At 44.0% G+C, this 17,927-nt stretch carries 16 protein-coding genes; 11 read left to right on the top strand and 5 right to left on the bottom strand.

Annotation, left to right across the window (positions count from 1 at the left end; genetic code table 11):
* Positions 1–123: 123 nt before the first annotated feature.
* The 5 genes from MHM98_RS08705 to MHM98_RS08685 all read left to right on the top strand — a co-directional run bounded on the left by MHM98_RS08705 (position 124) and on the right by MHM98_RS08685 (position 5,502).
* A complete protein-coding gene (locus MHM98_RS08705) occupies positions 124–1,170 on the top strand; it encodes a phosphotransferase (protein WP_239438864.1) in 1,047 nt (348 codons plus the stop codon).
* Positions 1,158–1,838 (top strand): N-acetylmuramate alpha-1-phosphate uridylyltransferase MurU, encoded by a 681-nt coding sequence (murU, locus tag MHM98_RS08700; RefSeq protein ID WP_239438863.1) that lies wholly within the window; start codon positions 1,158–1,160, stop codon positions 1,836–1,838. Before MHM98_RS08705 ends, murU begins: the two co-directional genes overlap by 13 nt.
* 35 nt (positions 1,839–1,873) lie before the next feature.
* Positions 1,874–2,683 (top strand): co-chaperone DjlA, encoded by an 810-nt coding sequence (gene djlA / locus MHM98_RS08695; RefSeq protein WP_239438862.1) that lies wholly within the window; start codon positions 1,874–1,876, stop codon positions 2,681–2,683.
* An 89-nt stretch (positions 2,684–2,772) separates the two neighbouring features.
* Entirely contained in the window at positions 2,773–4,110 is a 1,338-nt protein-coding gene (locus MHM98_RS08690) for a Na+/H+ antiporter NhaC family protein (RefSeq protein WP_239438861.1), read from the top strand.
* A 159-nt stretch (positions 4,111–4,269) separates the two neighbouring features.
* A complete protein-coding gene (locus MHM98_RS08685; RefSeq protein ID WP_239438860.1) occupies positions 4,270–5,502 on the top strand; it encodes an HDOD domain-containing protein in 1,233 nt (410 codons plus the stop codon).
* 73 nt (positions 5,503–5,575) lie between these two features.
* Here the strand turns inward: MHM98_RS08685 and hemL are convergent, their stop codons facing one another.
* The 3 genes from hemL to MHM98_RS08670 form a co-directional block, all read right to left on the bottom strand.
* Entirely contained in the window at positions 5,576–6,862 is a 1,287-nt protein-coding gene (gene hemL, locus MHM98_RS08680; RefSeq protein ID WP_239438859.1) for a glutamate-1-semialdehyde 2,1-aminomutase, read from the bottom strand.
* A gap of 28 nt (positions 6,863–6,890) precedes the next feature.
* Positions 6,891–7,898, bottom strand: a complete 1,008-nt coding sequence (locus MHM98_RS08675; protein ID WP_239438858.1) for an aspartate carbamoyltransferase — start codon at positions 7,896–7,898, stop codon at positions 6,891–6,893.
* 120 nt (positions 7,899–8,018) lie between these two features.
* Positions 8,019–9,650, bottom strand: a complete 1,632-nt coding sequence (locus tag MHM98_RS08670) for a chloride channel protein (RefSeq protein ID WP_239438857.1) — start codon at positions 9,648–9,650, stop codon at positions 8,019–8,021.
* A gap of 99 nt (positions 9,651–9,749) precedes the next feature.
* On the opposite strand from MHM98_RS08670, the gene MHM98_RS08665 reads away from it, so the two are divergent.
* Both MHM98_RS08665 and erpA read left to right on the top strand, forming a co-directional pair.
* Positions 9,750–10,460: a DUF6776 family protein gene (locus MHM98_RS08665; protein ID WP_239438856.1), complete on the top strand. Its 711-nt coding sequence runs from the start codon at positions 9,750–9,752 to the stop codon at positions 10,458–10,460.
* A gap of 139 nt (positions 10,461–10,599) precedes the next feature.
* The gene (gene erpA, locus MHM98_RS08660; protein ID WP_239438855.1) at positions 10,600–10,953 is read left to right on the top strand and encodes an iron-sulfur cluster insertion protein ErpA; all 354 of its coding nucleotides are present in this window, start codon (positions 10,600–10,602) and stop codon (positions 10,951–10,953) included.
* A 67-nt stretch (positions 10,954–11,020) separates the two neighbouring features.
* On the opposite strand, the gene MHM98_RS18930 is transcribed toward erpA, so the two are convergent.
* Together MHM98_RS18930 and ribA are read right to left on the bottom strand one after the other, a co-directional pair.
* Positions 11,021–13,495 (bottom strand): 2Fe-2S iron-sulfur cluster-binding protein, encoded by a 2,475-nt coding sequence (locus MHM98_RS18930; protein ID WP_239438854.1) that lies wholly within the window; start codon positions 13,493–13,495, stop codon positions 11,021–11,023.
* A 166-nt stretch (positions 13,496–13,661) separates the two neighbouring features.
* On the bottom strand, positions 13,662–14,273 hold the full coding sequence (gene ribA / locus MHM98_RS08650; RefSeq protein ID WP_239438853.1) for a GTP cyclohydrolase II: 612 nt from the start codon (positions 14,271–14,273) through the stop codon (positions 13,662–13,664).
* Positions 14,274–14,466: 193 nt separating this feature from the next.
* Between ribA and MHM98_RS08645 the strand changes: the two genes are divergently transcribed.
* From MHM98_RS08645 to MHM98_RS08630, 4 genes are all read left to right on the top strand, one after another.
* Positions 14,467–15,162 carry a DUF599 domain-containing protein gene (locus MHM98_RS08645; RefSeq protein WP_239438852.1) on the top strand — a complete coding sequence of 232 codons (696 nt, stop codon included), beginning with the start codon at positions 14,467–14,469 and terminating at the stop codon, positions 15,160–15,162.
* 19 nt (positions 15,163–15,181) lie between these two features.
* Positions 15,182–16,204 (top strand): lytic murein transglycosylase, encoded by a 1,023-nt coding sequence (locus MHM98_RS08640; protein WP_239438851.1) that lies wholly within the window; start codon positions 15,182–15,184, stop codon positions 16,202–16,204.
* A 90-nt stretch (positions 16,205–16,294) separates the two neighbouring features.
* Positions 16,295–17,167: a DMT family transporter gene (locus MHM98_RS08635; protein ID WP_239438850.1), complete on the top strand. Its 873-nt coding sequence runs from the start codon at positions 16,295–16,297 to the stop codon at positions 17,165–17,167.
* 101 nt (positions 17,168–17,268) lie between these two features.
* Positions 17,269–17,889, top strand: coding sequence for a hypothetical protein (locus MHM98_RS08630; protein ID WP_239438849.1), 621 nt, complete (start codon positions 17,269–17,271; stop codon positions 17,887–17,889).
* The last annotated feature ends 38 nt before the right edge of the window (positions 17,890–17,927 follow it).

The following is a 17,927-nucleotide window of genomic DNA, read 5'->3' as shown; positions in this document are numbered from 1 at the left end:
ATCATCAAGAAATCGGCCTATTACTTTGATTATCAAGAGTTTGAAAATCAAAGCTTTCCGATAGAAAAATTAAACGGCTATAATATCGCAATTCTCGGCCTAGGGCTATTTATGTAACGCCTTTTGCTTCATATTAGCGACAATCGCACAGTTTTAAGGAGCGACGTTATCGATACTCGACAGCAATTACTGCAGCAATGGTTTGATTCTCAAATAGACCAAGCTATCGAAGACTGGCAAGTTGTAAGCGCCGACGCCAGCTTTAGACGCTATTTTCGAGCGATGGTTCAAGGTGTTAGTTACATCTTAGTCGACGCGCCGCCAGCGACAGAGAAAAATGCGCAATTTCTGGAGTTTTCGGCGCAATACGCCGCCGTTGGCATCGATGTTCCACGTGTTATCGCCTCAGACTTAACTCTAGGGTTTCTGTGCTTAACGGATCTCGGTGACCAAGCGCTGCTGCCACTGGTTAAAGACAATCCACTTTATTGGTATCGCAAAGCAATAGGGTTATTACCTTTAATGGCCAAAGTTGCAGTGACAGATGATAAGGCTCGTTATGACGCTGAGTTTTTTAATCTAGAGTTAGGGCTGTTCAAAGATTGGTTTTGTCAGCAATTGTTAGGTCTTTCTGCGCAAGACATGGCGAGTTATCAGCTTGATGAGTGTTTTAGTTGGCTGGTGCAAAGCGCCATTGAGCAACCTCAAGTGGCCACTCATCGCGATTTTCACGGAAGAAACATTATGGTGCGCGATGGTCAGTCACTCGCCGTCATTGATTATCAAGATACCGTTGTTGGCCCACTTACTTATGATGCTATTTCGCTGCTTAAAGATTGTTATTTTAAAATCGATGATGAGCTAAGACAGCAATTACTGGATGAAGCTTATGATAAATATCACAGTGCACTTAAATTGACCTTATCTTGCGATGAATTTCGCCAAGCCGCTGATTTGATGGGCTTGCAACGTCATTTAAAAGTATGTGGGATTTTTAGCCGCTTACATTTACGCGACGGCAAATCGGCTTATTTAAATGACTTACCACTAGTCGTCGATTACATATTAGAAGTTTGCCGACAGTATCCACAACTTAGCCAACTGCAACAATTATTCGAGCACAAAGTTCTACCAATACTTGCCAAGAGGATTGAACAATGTACGCAATGATCCTTGCTGCTGGTCGCGGTGAGCGTATGCGACCACTCACCGACGCTCTGCCTAAACCACTACTTTGTGTTAATGATAAGCCCTTGATTAGCTATCACCTCGACAAGTTACGTGATTGTGGTTTTAAAGATGTTGTCATTAATCACGCATGGTTAGGGCACTTGTTGCCGCAAACCTTAGGTAATGGTGATAGCTGGAACCTCAACATCCATTACAGTGATGAAGGCAATAACGCACTGGAAACTGCTGGTGGTATTAAAAAAGCGTTGTCTCAAATAGACAGTGATTACTTTATGGTAGTTAATGGCGATGTATGGACTGACTTTGATTTCTCACTATTGCCAAAGCAGCTCCCCGCAGGCGTTCTAGCACATTTAGTGTTAGTGGAAAACCCACAACACAATCCGGCTGGGGACTTTGCTGTTGCTGATGGTTTGTTAACAACGGGGGAGGAGCAATTCACCTTTTCCGGCATTGCAGTTTATCATCGTGATTTTTTTGATGGCGTGGACGATGGTGTTTGTGCCTTAGGGCCGCTTATTAGACAGCATATTGAACATAATCGTGTTGCTGGTGAAGTTTATCGTGGTCAATGGTTTGATATTGGCACGCCACAGCGTCTTGAACTGCTTGACCTGCAGCTGCGTAAACAAAACTTAGACAAGTAAAGCTGACACAAATAAAGCTTAGGAGTGAAGAGTTAGTGAAAATTTGGGGTAAGGTGCTGGGCTTTATGTTCGGCTTTATGTTTGGAAAATGGGCAGGTGCGCTCTTAGGGCTATATATAGGTCATCGATTTGATCGCAGCATGAGCCAAGACTTTTCAAACCAAGGTGGTTTTACTAAGTTCTTTGTTAATAAGGATTCCTTTGCTAATCAAGCCGTATTTTTCCATGCGGTATTTTCAGTTTATGGTCATATCGCAAAGGCCAGCGGTCAGGTAACTCCACAAGAAATTAGCGCGGCTTCAGCGTTAATGGATCGCATGGGGTTAACGGGTGATAAACGTCGTGAGGCGCAAGCGGCGTTTAGTGAGGGGAAGTCGAGTGACTTTCCTCTTGAACAAACCCTGAAAGACTTTAAAAAAAGCTCATTTGGTCAGCGAGATATTTTGCAGCTATTTCTTGAAGTACAGTTACAAGCGGCGTTTGCCGATGGTGAGTTACATCCAAAAGAGCGCACGATTCTGCATGTAGTTGCTAAATCATTGGGCTTTTCTAGCCGCGATCTCGACAGATTACTGCAACAGCTCGACGCACAAATGAAATTTCATCGTCAGCAGGCTTCGTCGTCGCAGTCGGGACCGTCACTACAGGATGCTTACGATATTTTAGGTGTAAGCAGCGATGCTGATGATAACACCATTAAAAAAGCATGGCGTAAGCAAATGGCACAACATCATCCAGATAAGTTAGCAGCAAAAGGCTTACCACCAGAGATGTTAGAAATTGCCAATCAAAAGGCACAAGACATTCAAGCAGCCTATGAGAAGATCAAGGCGCAACGAAAGTAGATCTACGTCTAGATGTTTAGACGTCTAGTTTGACATGTCGTTGGAGATTGGGTATTTTTCCCACACTAATAAACTAAAAGGGTTTATCCATGAACTCAAAAGCTCCATCGACTATTGTTCCTAGTGGCATCGCATTATTGCCACTAATGCTATTTTTAGCACTATTTTTAGGAACCGGTGTTTACCTGACACTACAAGGTGTTGAATACGCCTTTTATCAAGTGCCTGCCCCTGTTGCTGTGTTACCTGCAATTGTCCTCGCAATAATCTTATCTCGCGACACCATTAACGACACTATTGAGCAATTCACCAATGGCGTTGGTGATAGCAATGTAATCGCCATGTGTCTTATTTATTTGCTGGCAGGTGCTTTTGCCGCTGTTGCTAGCGCTACTGGCGGCGTTGAATCGACGGTAAATCTTGGATTGAGCTTAATTCCGTCGTGGTTCCTGCTACCTGGCTTCTTTTTGATTAGTGCATTTATCGCCACAGCTATGGGGACCTCAATGGGTACACTAGGTGCTGTTGCACCTATTGCGTTAGGTGTTGCACAAACCGCTGGCATTGATGTTGCCATTATGGGAGGCGCGGTAATTAGCGGCGCGATGTTTGGTGATAATTTATCGATTATCTCAGACACAACTATTGCGGCAACTCGTACCCAAGGTTGTGAAATGAAAGACAAATTCAAAGAAAACCTACGCATTGCGATGCCTGCTGCATTGGGTGTATTAATTCTATTATTTTTCCTAGGCAGTGATGCACCGCTACCGCCAGTTGGTGAAATTGATTGGATTAAGGTACTGCCTTATATCGCTATTCTGGTGTTGGCAGTTGCTGGAGTGAATGTCTTTGTCGTACTTGGTAGTGGTGTGGTAATGGCAGGCCTCGTTGGCTTATTCCAAACACCAGATTACGCGCTAATGAACTGGGCTAAAGATATCTATAAGGGCTTTAGTGACATGCAAGAGATCCTTATTCTTGCCATGTTAATCGGCGGTCTTGGCGCTGTGATGAGTCATCAAGGTGGTTTGGCTTTTATTGTTAAATTTATCGATCGAATTCTAGCGCGCATGAGTGAGAAAAAAGGCAAGGTCAGCACGGTTTCTGCTGAGCTGGGTATTGCTAGCGTGGTTAGTCTGACCAATCTGGCTATCGCGAACAACACCGTATCTATTATTGTCGCCAGTGGCGTTGCAAAAGATTTGGCGGATACTCATGATGTTGAGCCCAAACGCAGTGCGAGTTTACTTGATATTTTTGCGTGTTGTATTCAAGGCCTGCTGCCTTATGGCGCTCAAGCATTGATGATAGGTGCGATGTTTAGCTTGTCACCACTCGATGTCTCGATGCATGTTTTCTATCCGATGATTTTAGCCGCTAGTGCGATCCTCACAATTATCTTTAGAAAGCGTCATTCCGCCTAAACTCTTCATTAACGGCGCAGCACACAGGTTGCGCCGTTCAAGAATTAGCCGAACCCATCATAATCCATGCGTTACCTTTGCATTAATATGCAATTTGGGCTAGTTTGGTAGACCATATGTAGTCCCCAATAATAAAAGTAACAAAAGGCTCCACCGTTCATGAAATTTCACGCAGCTCGCCAGCCGATATTAGACGCTGAGCAAAATTTATATGCCTACGAATTGCTGTTTCGTGATGGAGTGACTAATGCTTTTCCGAATATTGATGGTAACGAAGCGACTTCAAAGATTATCGCTGGTAGCCAATTCGATTTTTCATTATCAGATCTCACTAACAACAAACCTGCATTTATAAACTTCACCTATCAAACTTTAAGCAAAAAATATCCAACTCTGATCCCACCAGAAGATGTAGTGATTGAGATCTTAGAGACTGAGCGTCCGGGTAAACGTTTGTTGGCGGAAGTAAAAGAGTTGCATGAGGCAGGTTACTTTATAGCGCTTGATGATTATGAGCACGAACCTGTTTGGCGCCATTTCTTTCCTTACATCAAAATGCTTAAGGTGGATTTTTTAGCGTCTACGCCAGCGCAGATCGATGAGATTATTGCTGCTGTTGCCGATTATCCACATATCAGTTTGCTAGCCGAAAAAATTGAAACTCACGAAGAGTTTGAACGCGCTAAAGACTTGGGATTTAGCTACTTTCAAGGCTATTTCTTCGCTAAACCACAAATGGTAGAAGCTAAGTCATTATCGCCAGCTCAATTTAGTCTGGCGGAATTACTTTACGAAACGAGTAAGGTGGATCTTGATTTACCGAAGATTATTTCGGTATTTGAGCTCGATGTTAATCTCGCCTATAAATTATTGCGTTATAGTAATTCGGCCGTCTTTCGCCGCCGTGCAGAGATTTCAAGCATTAAACAAGCCTTAGTTACCTTGGGTAAGAAAGAACTACAGAAATTTTTATCAGTGCTATTTTCGGCACAGTTGGCATCGAATAAGCCACCTGAATTAATGGCAATGTCGCTAACTCGCGCTCGTTTTGCTGAGGGGTTGGCCATGATAAGCCCTAAGGTTGAAGAAAGTAGTGTCGCCTTTTTAACGGGGATGTTGTCGTTAATTGACGCGATATTAGGCGATAGCATGGAAAATGCGATGGAAAAACTGCCTTTATCTGCAGATATTAAGAATGCTTTAGTATCAGGTGAAGGTATCTTAGCCCATGTTGTGGATGTCGCTCGGGCTTATGAAGTGTCGAATTGGCAAACGGTTAATGAAGAACTCGCACTGTTAGGTATTGCCGAAGATAAAGTACCAGAGATCTATGAAGAAGCGCTGCAATGGTCAAACGAACAAATGGAGTTCATTTTGGCGACTCAAAGTTAGGCTCTTATGAAAGTTAAAGAAGAAAAAGGGCGGTAAATCCTAAGATTTACCGCCCTTTTTTATGCCGATTCGATTATTTCGCTAGCTTCGCGAAACAAATATCAGCCGCCGCGAGTGTCGCTTCAATTTCTTTATCGCCATGAGCGATAGATAAGAAGCCTGCTTCATAGGCAGAAGGTGCTAGGTAAACGCCTTCATCTAACATCAAGTGGAAGAAGGTGTTGAAACGTTCAATATCACACTTGGTTACTTGCTCAAAACAGGTAACTTCTGATTGGTCAGTGAAGAAAATACCAAACATCGCACCGACGTAATTTACCGTTAATGGCACATTGTGTTTGTCGGCTAGCGCTTTAAAACCAAGCGCTAGCTTTTCTGTTTTTTCAGTCAGGCTAGCGTGTAGGCCATCTTCCTCTAATAGCTCTAGTGTTTTTAGGCCTGCTGCCATTGCAATTGGGTTGCCAGATAAAGTACCCGCTTGATAAACAGGACCTGTAGGCGCAATGTGTTGCATCACTTCTTTCTTGCCGCCGAATGCACCTACTGGCATACCGCCACCGATGACTTTACCAAGCGTTGTTAAATCAGGTGTTACTTCGTAGTAAGCTTGTGCGCCGCCCAATGCAACGCGGAATCCTGTCATCACCTCATCGATAATTAATAAAGCGCCTGACTTGTCACACACTTCACGTAGCTTTTGCAGGAAGTTATCACGCGGTGGAATACAGTTCATGTTGCCTGCAACTGGCTCAACAATAATACACGCGATATCAGCGCCATGTTCGTCGAAAAGCGCGTTCACTGAATCGATATCGTTAAATTGTGCGGTTAATGTGTGCTGGGCAAAATCTGCTGGAATACCCGGAGAGCTAGGTTGGCCTAGCGTTAGGGCGCCAGAACCAGCTTTTACTAATAATGAGTCAGCATGACCGTGGTAACAGCCTTCAAATTTTAAGATTTTGTCGCGATTAGTGTAGCCACGCGCAAGGCGAATCGCACTCATCGTTGCTTCTGTGCCTGAGCTAACCATGCGCACTTGTTCCATCGAAGGCACTAGCTTGCGCACTTTTTCTGCCATGGTGATTTCAAGTTCAGTCGGTGCGCCAAAACTTAAACCGAATGCTGCTTGATCGATAACTGCTTGACGAACTTGTGGGTTATTGTGACCTAAAATCATCGGGCCCCAAGAACCAACGTAATCGATGTAGTCTTTACCGTCGGCATCTGTGACTAACGCACCATCGGCTTTCTCGATAAATAGTGGACTGCCACCAACACCTTTAAATGCACGCACTGGTGAGTTTACGCCACCTGGAATAGTTTCTTGCGCTTGATTAAATAATTGCTCTGAACGACTCATTGCGATTCCTTATAAAAATTAAATAGGGTTACTTGCGGCTAAACCAGTGAACATCTGATTCGTGTTTGCTCACCTGATCGCTAACACCTAGGGTTAGGGCAAATAACGCCATGCGAATTAATACGCCGTTTTCCACCTGACGGAAAATAGCTAAATTGGGGTTTAAGTTGAGGTCGGTATCTAACTCATTAGCATCACTACGGCTGTCGCGCGGTAATGGGTGCATAATTACCGTATTAGATTTACAGTGCTTGGTATAAATCTGTTGATTAAGTCTAAACTGACCGCGGTATAAATCGGCTTCTTCTTGGCTAGTAAAACGCTCTTCTTGAATGCGTGTAAGGTACAAAATATCGGCATCGACATTGCCTTCAATGCTATCGGTGATAATGACCTTGTGACCTGCATTTTCAAGCACTGACACAATTTCATCTGGCATCGCCAGCGCTTTCGGTGAAATCAGGCTAAAGGTAATGTTCTTATATTGCGCCAATAGTTTAGATAGCGAATGAACAGTACGGCCGTGTTTTAAATCACCCACCATAGCAATATGCATCTTGTCGATAGTTTGCAGACTAGCGGTTAACTCTTTTTCGATGGTGTACAAATCGAGTAGGGCTTGCGTTGGGTGCTCATTAGCGCCGTCACCACCATTAATCACCGGCACCATCGAACCTTCTGAAAATTCTTTTACAGAGCCTGATTGTGGATGGCGCATCGCAATTACATCGGCGTAGCTACTTAATACACGCGCTGTATCGTAAAGAGACTCGCCTTTGGCTAACGCTGAGCTACTCATGCCCGTTGTTTCACGTACGAAACCACCGAGTAAGTTAAAGGCACTGCCAAAGCTAACGCGAGTACGGGTACTGGCTTCAAAAAACATATTGCCGAGAATTGCACCATCGAGTACGTGAGTGCGTTTTTTACGCTGGGCGTAAGGCAACATCATATTAGCGGTTTCAAAAATCTTAGCGATGGCATCGCGATCTAGTTGATTAACAGACAGGATGTGATTTCCGGTAAAATCGGTCATGGTTGAAACCTCATGGCAGTGTGAATTGGGCAAGCTCAGATAGTGCTTATGTTGGGCGCAAAATATACCAGAATAAGCGGGCTAAACCAATGAAGATATGACCATTAGAACAATAAAAGTTTACTCGTATTCCCGATGTAAGTGCTTGCTTAACGAACGCCAAGTAACAAAGCCAATAAGCTCATTTGTTGCCTGAGTTACGATAAGCACATAACCGTCGCGATTTGGTGCTAGCTCTTGATAAACATCGGCTAAAGTGGCGTTGTCATAGAGAATGGGTAATGACTGAATAGCGTGCGGTGCATAATAACGCGCGATTTGCGGATCGGGTTTGATGAATACTGGTTTTGAAATTGACGTCGACTCATCGGCTTTAAATCGCTGCACACAATGAAATTTACGACGCAACAAGCTCAGCACGCCGGTATCTTGCAGGGTGTTATAGACGGGGGCTGTTTTATAAGGCAATTTTTGGAATTCTAATTGCTCAATAAAGAGTGAGCGGGTTCCAAACATTTGTTGAGCAACAATAATGGCAGGCACAACAACCAACAGACTCGGGAAGATAATAGTCGCCTGTTGAGAGATTTCTAAGATTGCCACCAAGGCCGCCAATGGTGCGTTGAGGCTCGATGCCATAAGTGCCACCATACAAATCATAATCGCCATCGACGCATAGGGAGCGACCTCTGGCAAATAGGGCATGACGCTCCACACTAATACGCTTCCGAGCAGCGCGCCAAGCGCATATAACACACCAATCACACCGCCAGGAATGCCTAAGCCTAACGCGCAGATCGTGGCTAAAAATTTACCAATAAGCACTAGTGCAATAAAGCTCAATTCCGGTTGCTCACTAAAGGCAATGTTAAGCGCGCCAGCTTCTGTGCCCACCACATGAGGAATAAACCACGCAATAATGCCAACAATACAACCCGCCAGCGGTAATCGCACGCCCATAGTCATCTTTGAGGATGCTTTCATTACCGTAAGTAAGGATCGATTAAATATGGTTGCCGCGATACCGACAATGAGGCCTAGGACAATAAAAGGGCCGATAGAATCGAGTTTTAAGGTAGTAATGGCAATATGGGCGTAATCGTGGTTATCGCCAAAAAACTGCTGGCTGACGGTGCTACCTATTAGTGATGCCACCATAAGCGGTAAAAAGGAGTGAATGCGAAATTGTTGTAATACGACCTCAAGCACGAAAACAACAGCAGCTAGCGGTGCATTAAAGGTCGCTGCTATACCCGCTGCTATGCCGCAAGAGGTGAGGATACGCATTGAGTTATGAGGTATATTAAGCTTTTGCGATAAGTAACTGGCGCTACCTGCACCCACGTGAACGGCGGGGCCTTCTTTACCCACAGAGAAGCCACTGGCTAATGCTGCTATTGCGCTAAAGAACTGATTAATAGTATTGCCAATGGGGATGAATCCATTGAATTTGCGTTGGCGATGCAACACAAAGGGGATCCCCATGCGGTGGTATTTTTGATGAGTAATAAAGGCGATAAACAAGATAACAAGTGCGCCAACCAATGGCGCTAACATACGAGTAATCTGACCTTCTGCGCCAAATGAGTCGTGATGACCAAGCCCAAAGTAAAGTTGAATCGCTTCGATAGATTGACGCATTGCCACAATCGCAAAGGCGGCTATTAAACCGACAATTGCCCCCAAGACAACCAACTGCCATGACGGAGCTGCATTTGAAAGGGGAAGTTTAATGGCGTGTCTTAGTCTCATCAAAATCGATAGTTGGCCTAGCTGATTGAACAATGATATTTTATAGCACCGACATCGCGTCGGAGAAAATCTGACCTATTGAAACAGATAAAGGCTGTAATGTTAAGTTTTAAAACAATAAACAAAGCGCGCTTTGGCGTTATATCACTGCTGGTGGCTGTGCTTGCCGGTGCTGGTGGAGTAGCAATGATTTGGCAGCAACAGCCCCCGCCTCCGCCAGATCCTAAACTGGCGCAATTGACACAAAAAGTGGCGCAAATTGAGCAGTCATTAGCACAAGCTAATATGGCGTTAGAGATTGAACGCAAAACAATTAACGAAATGAATACGACCTTGTTGTCACTGCAAGCTGAATCGCTTGAACAGCAATTGGCGCTGAGGTTTTATCAAAAAGTTATGGCGCCAGAATACACCGCCAACGGCGTTCATATTGAAAAGGTGATTTTGACGCAAGGCATTAGCCAGCGCCACATCCGATTTGAGGTGTTGATTGCGCAACTCGAAAAGCGTAAGCGCTATATCAAAGGTAATTTAGCATTGGAGATTTTCGGCAGCATCGATGGCAAACCTCAGGTGTTAGACGTGGCGAAAATGATTAAATCTACTAAAGATCTCAAGCTGAGCTTTCGTTTTTTTCAACACGTTAAAAGTGATTTTGAGTTGCCTGAAGGTTTCATGCCAGAGCGATTAACGGTCACTATCAAAATGCCGCGCCAGCGCGGACAAAAAGCGGCAAACGTAGTACAAGAGTACCCGTGGAATGAGCTCATTAAGTTACCAATGCAGCCAATATTGCCAACGGCAAGCTAACTGTTGCTAAAGCTGTGCTCATTGTCTCATTGCCTCATTGATGAGCAATTAATCGTTGCACCAAAGCGGTCACTATTAGATAATTGACCAAATTAGTCGGGTATAGCTAAAACTCGATAGCAAATGTGAAGAGGTTAATATGTCGGTAGAAGTTGTTGAGGCAGGAATTCCATTAGAGTTCACGCCTGCTGCGGCTAAGCGAGTAAAGTACTTGCTTGAAGATGAAGATAATCAAGATCTTAAACTACGTGTTTATATCACGGGTGGTGGTTGTTCAGGTTTCCAATACGGGTTTACCTTTGATGACAAAGTTAACGATGGCGACATGACGTTAGAAAAAGACGGCGCGCGTATGGTCGTTGATCCTATGAGTTTACAATACCTTGTTGGCGGCAAAGTTGATTTCACAGAAGGCTTAGAGGGTTCTCGCTTTTTAGTGGATAATCCAAATGCTACAGCAACTTGTGGTTGTGGCTCTAGCTTCAATATCTAATATTACAGATATCTTAAAAAGCCGTTTCAGTGAATGCTGAAACGGCTTTTTTTATGGTCGCGTTGAGCTAGGTAAAACTATCGCGCTTGATTTGCTGATGCCTAACACCCTTTAAGATAAGGCGCTGACGTATATCGTTCATCATCGCCTCCGGACCACAAAGATAAAAGTCCACTTGCGATAAATCCTGATGCTTATTTAAATAACCTTCAAATAAGTGCTCTTGAATATAGCCCGTTAAACCATTCCATGACGTATCAGGTTGCGACAGGCTCAGTCGCCATTGAAAGTTTTTGTGTGAATGACTCAATTGATCAAAGTATGGCGCGGTCACTATATCTGTTTGAGCGCGAGCACCTACCCATAGTGAAATACGGCGACGATTTTGACTAATGGCTTGTTGTAACATCGCTCGCAGCGGCGCTAATCCTGAACCAGCACCAACTAATACGACTTCACGTGTTTGGTCGCGCTCTAACGAAAAGTCCCCCATCGCCGGAGAAAGCTCAACGTGTGCGCCATTATCTAAAGTAAATAAATAGCCTGAGCCACTACCTAATTGGCCGTTTTGTTCTATCAATCTAACTAACAAAGTGATAGTGCCGGAACCATCATATTCATTGGCGATGGAATAACTGCGTTGCTCTGTTGCTGACACAACCACTTGAGGGTTAATCGCTTGCAGCTGCTGCCATTGATTTTTGTATTGGACGGGAATATGACTATTCAGTTGATAGTTGCCAGTGGGAATAGTGATATTGACATACTGACCTGCGCCATAGCGGAAGTTGCTGTCAGCTCGCAAGGTGATTTCTTTGATAAATGGTGCGACAAAACGCGAGTTAACGACTGTTGCTGTTGTCGACGAGAAATTATCGCCAGCGCCTAATTGTACTGTTAAGTTACCGTTGATCTTAGTCTGACAAGCAAGGCGTAACCCTGCATTAATTTCACTGTTGCGCAGAGTCATTTGCTGTTGATGGTTAAGCGGCGCATCGTAGTTATCAATTGCTACTATGCATTGGCCGCACGTACCTTTACCACCACAGCCCGACGGTATTCGTTGCTCGTCTTTATTGAGGGCACTAAGCAGCGTTTGTTGCGCCACGGCAGAAACTCTTTGTTCATCATCACCTGACTTAAACGTGATGCTAATACTATTATCTCGATTCTTGCGACCGACTCTAATACACAAGAAAACTAACACGCCGCCTGCTAAACTGCCGATAAAGGCAATTGTTGCGGCGCAAATAATCAGTGGATTGTTAAAATCACTGCGCGCTTGATAATCCATAATGTGCAGCATCCAAAAGAGATCTCGCAGGCGCCACGTATCTTCAATCGCTTTAAGGACTTTTCCGCTGTAGGCATCTATATAAACGGCGGTGTGATTGTCATTGTCATAATGAACCCGCCACACTCTGCGTTTAAATTGACGCGCTTCTGCATCTTCACTTTTTACCAATTCGATCTTGTTAATCGGCAAGGGCTGGTTGATGGCTCTACTCGCTATTTCACGGATCTGCTCACGGCTTAACAACTCGTTTTTTAACGCGAGAGTGAATGGTGGAAGCTGTTGGCTATTGAAACTTTCAGTGACATAAATAAGCGGCTTAGTTTCTGTTGCGGCAATATTGATTCTGCTGGCTGCTGGGAACTTCGCTTTGATGTCGTTGAAATTAATAGCTTGCGGCACAAAGCGCACGCTAGCCATGCGGTTAACCTTGATTTCGCTACTAGTTTTATCGCTACTGAGCAAATTGAACGCAAGGCCGCTTGCCACCCATAATAACATCTGAATGCCGACGATAAGCACTAAATAACGATGAGTGTTAACCAACCAACCGAGCTTACCAACAGGCGCTGGTAGCCAAATGGCATAACAAATGAGCCAAATTCCGCTGGTGGTCAATAGCAGGGCAACAATCGACGCGATTAGCAATAAGGAATTATGGCTATCTTCACCATCTTGATAGTCCATGATATGTAGCGACCATAAAAAGTCGAACATGCGCCATAAATCGCTGCGCTTACGCACTAATTCGGCTGTTTGCACTGAAAAGTAAAAGCTCGGATTAAAACTATCCTCAAAATCGACTCGCCATATTGGGCGCTTACGTCCTCCTAGCTCATCGGGGTAGCGCAGCAGCTTAGTGACTGACTTTATAGTGGCAGTGCCTTTATAGGACTCTTTGGCGCGTTGGGTAATGTAGGTTTTATCGACGGTGATTGCTTCACCGCTAATCGCATCGATGAGCCAGCGGTTATCGATAAGGTAAATTTGGCGTCCTAGCTGGCTGGTTAATAGCACTCGTTTAGCCTGAGAAAATTGCTTGGGAACTGACGTTATCTCGGTAACCGGCAGCGAAGAAGTTTCTTTTACAAAGTGATCGCCATGGATTTTCTCGATATCGATACTCACCATGTACAGGCCGCTTGCCATCCAAATGATCATCTGCAAGCCAACAACAACGCCTAGCCATTTATGCCAGCTGCGAATTCGTTGATGCCAAGATGAATGCGTCTTTGCCTGAACCGTCACTAAGTAAACTTCCTAAATTGTTGTCTGTTGGTGACTGTGCTAGACCCGAAAGACTGAGATTTTCTTTCGCGGTAAATGAAATAATTAACGTATTACTGTATCGGAAGTCGAGAAGGGAGACTAGTGGAAGTTTTAAATCATTCCACTAGTTTGGCTGGGTATTTGGCTAGCCTAAGTCATTTAAAGAGCCTTGGAAAAACATATGGCCCATTTTTTCGGCTTTAGTGTTGAGGTATTCGTCGTTGTGTTGATTGCGGCCAACTTGCAGTGGTACTTGTTCCACAACATTAACACCAACGTCTTGCAGCGATTTTACTTTGCGTGGATTGTTGGTCATCAAGCGCACTGCGCTAACGCCAAAGTGCTCCAACATAGGTTTACACATATCAAATTGGCGTAAATCAGCGGCAAAACCTAAGCGCTCATTGGCTTCAACCGTATCGGCACCGTCGTCTTGCAGGTGGTAGGCTTTAATTTTGTTAATCAAGCCAATGCCGCGACCTTCTTGGCGTAGGTAAAGTAATGCCCCTTTGCCAGCTTTGACAATTTCGGCCATCGCCGTCTCTAACTGATAGCCACAGTCACAACGCATACTAAATAACGAATCGCCCGTTAAACATTCTGAATGCAAGCGAATTAACAGTGGTTCATCTGGCGTGATATCGCCGTAAGTTAAAATGATGTGCTCTTTATCGCCCTCGATTTCATTAAAGCCGTGCATAGTAAACTCACCTAAACGAGTAGGTAAACGACATGAATCTACATAATAAACTGACATACTGGAGGCCTTATTAAATCGGGCAAATACAACAAATTAAGTAATGGGTGTTGTATATGGGCGATAGAGTAAAAAAACAAGGGTAATGCGATTAAATATTATATCTACCCACAGCGCTTTACGATAGTATAAGAAACCATTGAAATCAGTGATGAATCTTTAAGTTTATATAAACCGTGAGGTGGTTGGTCGAATGTACAATGTGATGGTGACTGTTCTTTGTTTGTTGTGGTTGTGTCTGTGTTGGTTTGGTTATGCGCGTTTTGCAAGGCGCCAAGCGAAAAAAACCGACTGTATTGCGTCTGTGATGCACCGACACCGAATTTCTTGGATGACCCGCTTACTTCATCGCGAACACCTGATTGCCGATACGGCATTGCTCGCCAGTCTTGAGCGACAAGTGACCTTTTTTGCCTCGACAACTATGCTGATTCTAGCGGCTTTGCTTACTCTATTGTCAGCATCCGAACGACTATTCTCCATCATGCAATCTGTTCCCGGGGTTTATCCAGCGACTTTACTCGATATTCAAGTACGATTAATTTTGATGCTTGCAATCTTTATCTATGCGTTTTTTACCTTCACGTGGTCGCTTCGCCAATACGGGTTCTGTTCGGTATTGATGGGGGCATTCCCTCATGTGCCGAAAGGCGAACAGGTGAGTGAAGAAGACGAAAAATTTGTAAAACACCTTGCTAAGATCATTGACCACGCTGGTCACAGCTACAACTATGGCCTGCGGTCATACTATTTTGCACTGTCGACCTTGGCGTGGTTTATCCACCCAATTGCATTTGTTTTTGCAACAACCATGGTTGTGGTGGTGTTATTCCAGCGCGAATTCCATTCGCAGACCATGGTGGTCATGAGCAAGATTGACAAAGTTTAAAGAACATTAGGAAATTAAGATGAAGCTATTAAAGCGTTTTTCATTGGGTGCAGTTGCCTTTTCTCTATGCGGTTTAAGCCACGTGGCTTTGGCCGAGCAACAACAAGATTTTCAAACATGGTTAGAAGCTCTCAAAGTAGAAGCTAAACAAAAAGGGTTTAGCGATCAATTAATCGAAGAGGCACTTACTGGGTTAAAGCCTTATCCAAAAGCGATTAAGAGTGACCGCGCACAACCAGAATTTAAACGAACCTTCAAGCGCTACAGCACTAAGCGTTTGTCAGACTGGCGTATTAACACTGGTTTAAAAATGAAAAAAGAGCACGGTGAACTACTTGAAAAAGTAGGTAAAGCTTATGGTGTTCAGCCGCGTTTTATTCTGGCGTTTTGGGGCCTTGAAACTAACTATGGTAACTACACCGGTAATAATGACATCATTCGCTCGTTAGCAACCTTAGCCTATGACAAGCGCCGTGGCCCTTACTTTAGAAAAGAGTTATTTAACGCACTGACTATCTTGAAAGAAGGTCATATCAAACTCGAAGATATGAAAGGCTCTTGGAGCGGTGCGATGGGGCAAGGGCAGTTTATGCCATCGAGCTTCCTGCAACTTGCACAAGATTTTGATGGCGATGGTCGCAAAGATATTTGGCACACTCATGCCGACGTGTTTGCCTCGATTGCGAACTATTTAAAGCATTATGGTTGGAACGACCAGCAAACTTGGGGACGTCAAATTACGCTACCTGAAAATGCTAAACAGCTGGTGGCTGACACCAAGCAAGTGACGCCAGAAAAAGGCTGTCGTGCCTTACGAGCTCATAGCGAAAAGCTGCCACTGTCGCAATGGAACGAATTAGGCGTACGTCGTTTAAATAATGCTGAGTTACCAACGGTTAACTTAAAAGCTACGCTAACGGTACCTGATGGTGTTAACGGCGATGCGTTTTTAACCTACGGTAATTTCCGCACTATTTTGCGTTATAACTGTGCAAATAGTTACGCCATTACCGTTGGTCTGTTGTCTGATAAATTTAAATAATCTATATCAAGCATTCATTAAATACACTTGAGTTTGCGGCGTGATAAAGCACACTATCTGCGTTGTTGAGTAAAGACTATAGGACACAACATGTGGATTTATTTTACGCTGATGGCGGCGTTTTCGCAGTCATGGCGTAATGCATTTCAAAGTAAACTCAGTCAAGATGTCGATGTTGTTGGCGTAACCCTTGCTCGATTTTTGTGGGCAGTGCCTTTAGCTGCACTCTATTTAGGTGGGCTGTATTATTTTCAGCCTGCCTCATTTCCCACTATTTCTCCATTACTGATCTTTTTTGTCGTCGGCGCGGCTTGCATGCAGATCCTTGCCACGGCACTGATGGTAAAACTATTTAAGCTAAACAATTTTGCCGTTGGTGCTGGCCTTGCCAAGAGTGAGGCGTTAGTGGCTGCAATCTTGGGAACCATTTTCTTTGGCACCAGCTTAAGCTTGTTTGGTTGGGGCGGGGTGCTGATTGGTACGGTTGCTATTTTATTGATGAGCTCTCGCCAAGGCATTAAAGGACTATCGCTGCAAACGTTAATGTTGGGATTAGCCTGTGGCACTAGCTTCGCGCTGACTTCTTTGTGGGTGCGTGAAGCGAGTTTAACACTGGATTTACCGACAACCCATCGCGCTGCTTGGGTGCTATTAATAGTGATTGTGTTGCAAACCTTAATGCTGGTGAGCTACTTAGCCGTCAAACGACCAGCGACACTGCGCAAATTACAAGAGCACGGTAAACTTACTTTTATGATCAGTTTAACCAGTTGTATCGGCTCTATCGGCTGGTTTAGTGCAATGGCGTATCAAAGCGTGCCTTATGTTAAAACATTGGGGCAGGTGGAGATATTTTTTACCATGTTAGTGTCGGTATTGTGGTTAAAACAGCCGGTAAAAATTAAAGATGGTTTAGGTTTAGTATTAATTGCGATTGCTGCCATCATGGTAATGTGGACTTAACCGTTGCCGCTGACTTAAATTAGAGATAAAGTAGTAGAAATAGTAGTCAGTTCGTAAACAGTTAGTACTTTAATGGATAGTGCTTAAACGGAGCTTAGGTAGTGAAATTAGCGTTTAAATTGGGTAAGTCTCTTAAAGCGAAGTTTTTGTTTTTTTCGCTATCAATATTTTTGTTACTGTTTTTCTGCACCGGCGTATTGAATTACTACAAAGAGAAAGACGAACTCAACGAGCAAATGACTACCCAGATTGCCCTCGCTAAAGTACGTGCAGAAACCGTTCTTCCTGCCTTGATTTGGAACTTCTCAGAAGAGAGTATTAAAGACTTTACCAATGCCGAACTCAAAAATGCCTTTATCAGTGGCATGGTTGTATCAGACGGCAGCACCGTGCTTTATTCCGCGAAGACCAACATTAAAAATATTATCTCAGAGCAAGACTTTGAACCCTTTGAAAAGCAAGAGTGGGTAATTGATATTCCACTAACTTTTGTGGAAGGCGGCATCGACAACAATATCGGTTTCGCGCAAATTCTGATTAATCATCAACTGCTAGAGTCAACGCTACAGGAAATCTTAGTGCGTCAGGTTCTGCAATCACTCGGCTATTGTGTGGTGCTATTTATGCTGATTTGGCGCCTTACAAGCTCACTCGTTTTAACGCCCTTATTGCAATTGAATAATCGCTTGAAAGTTATTACTGATAGCGTTTCTAATCGTTAATAAATAAAAAATCTAGCGTATTACCGAGTAATTGATCG

Origin of the sequence: Psychrobium sp. MM17-31 (assembly GCF_022347785.1) — a bacterium.
GTDB lineage: Bacteria > Pseudomonadota > Gammaproteobacteria > Enterobacterales > Psychrobiaceae > Psychrobium.
Note: the sequence above shows the minus strand (reverse complement) of the source record. Positions and strands in the feature narration are given on the sequence as shown.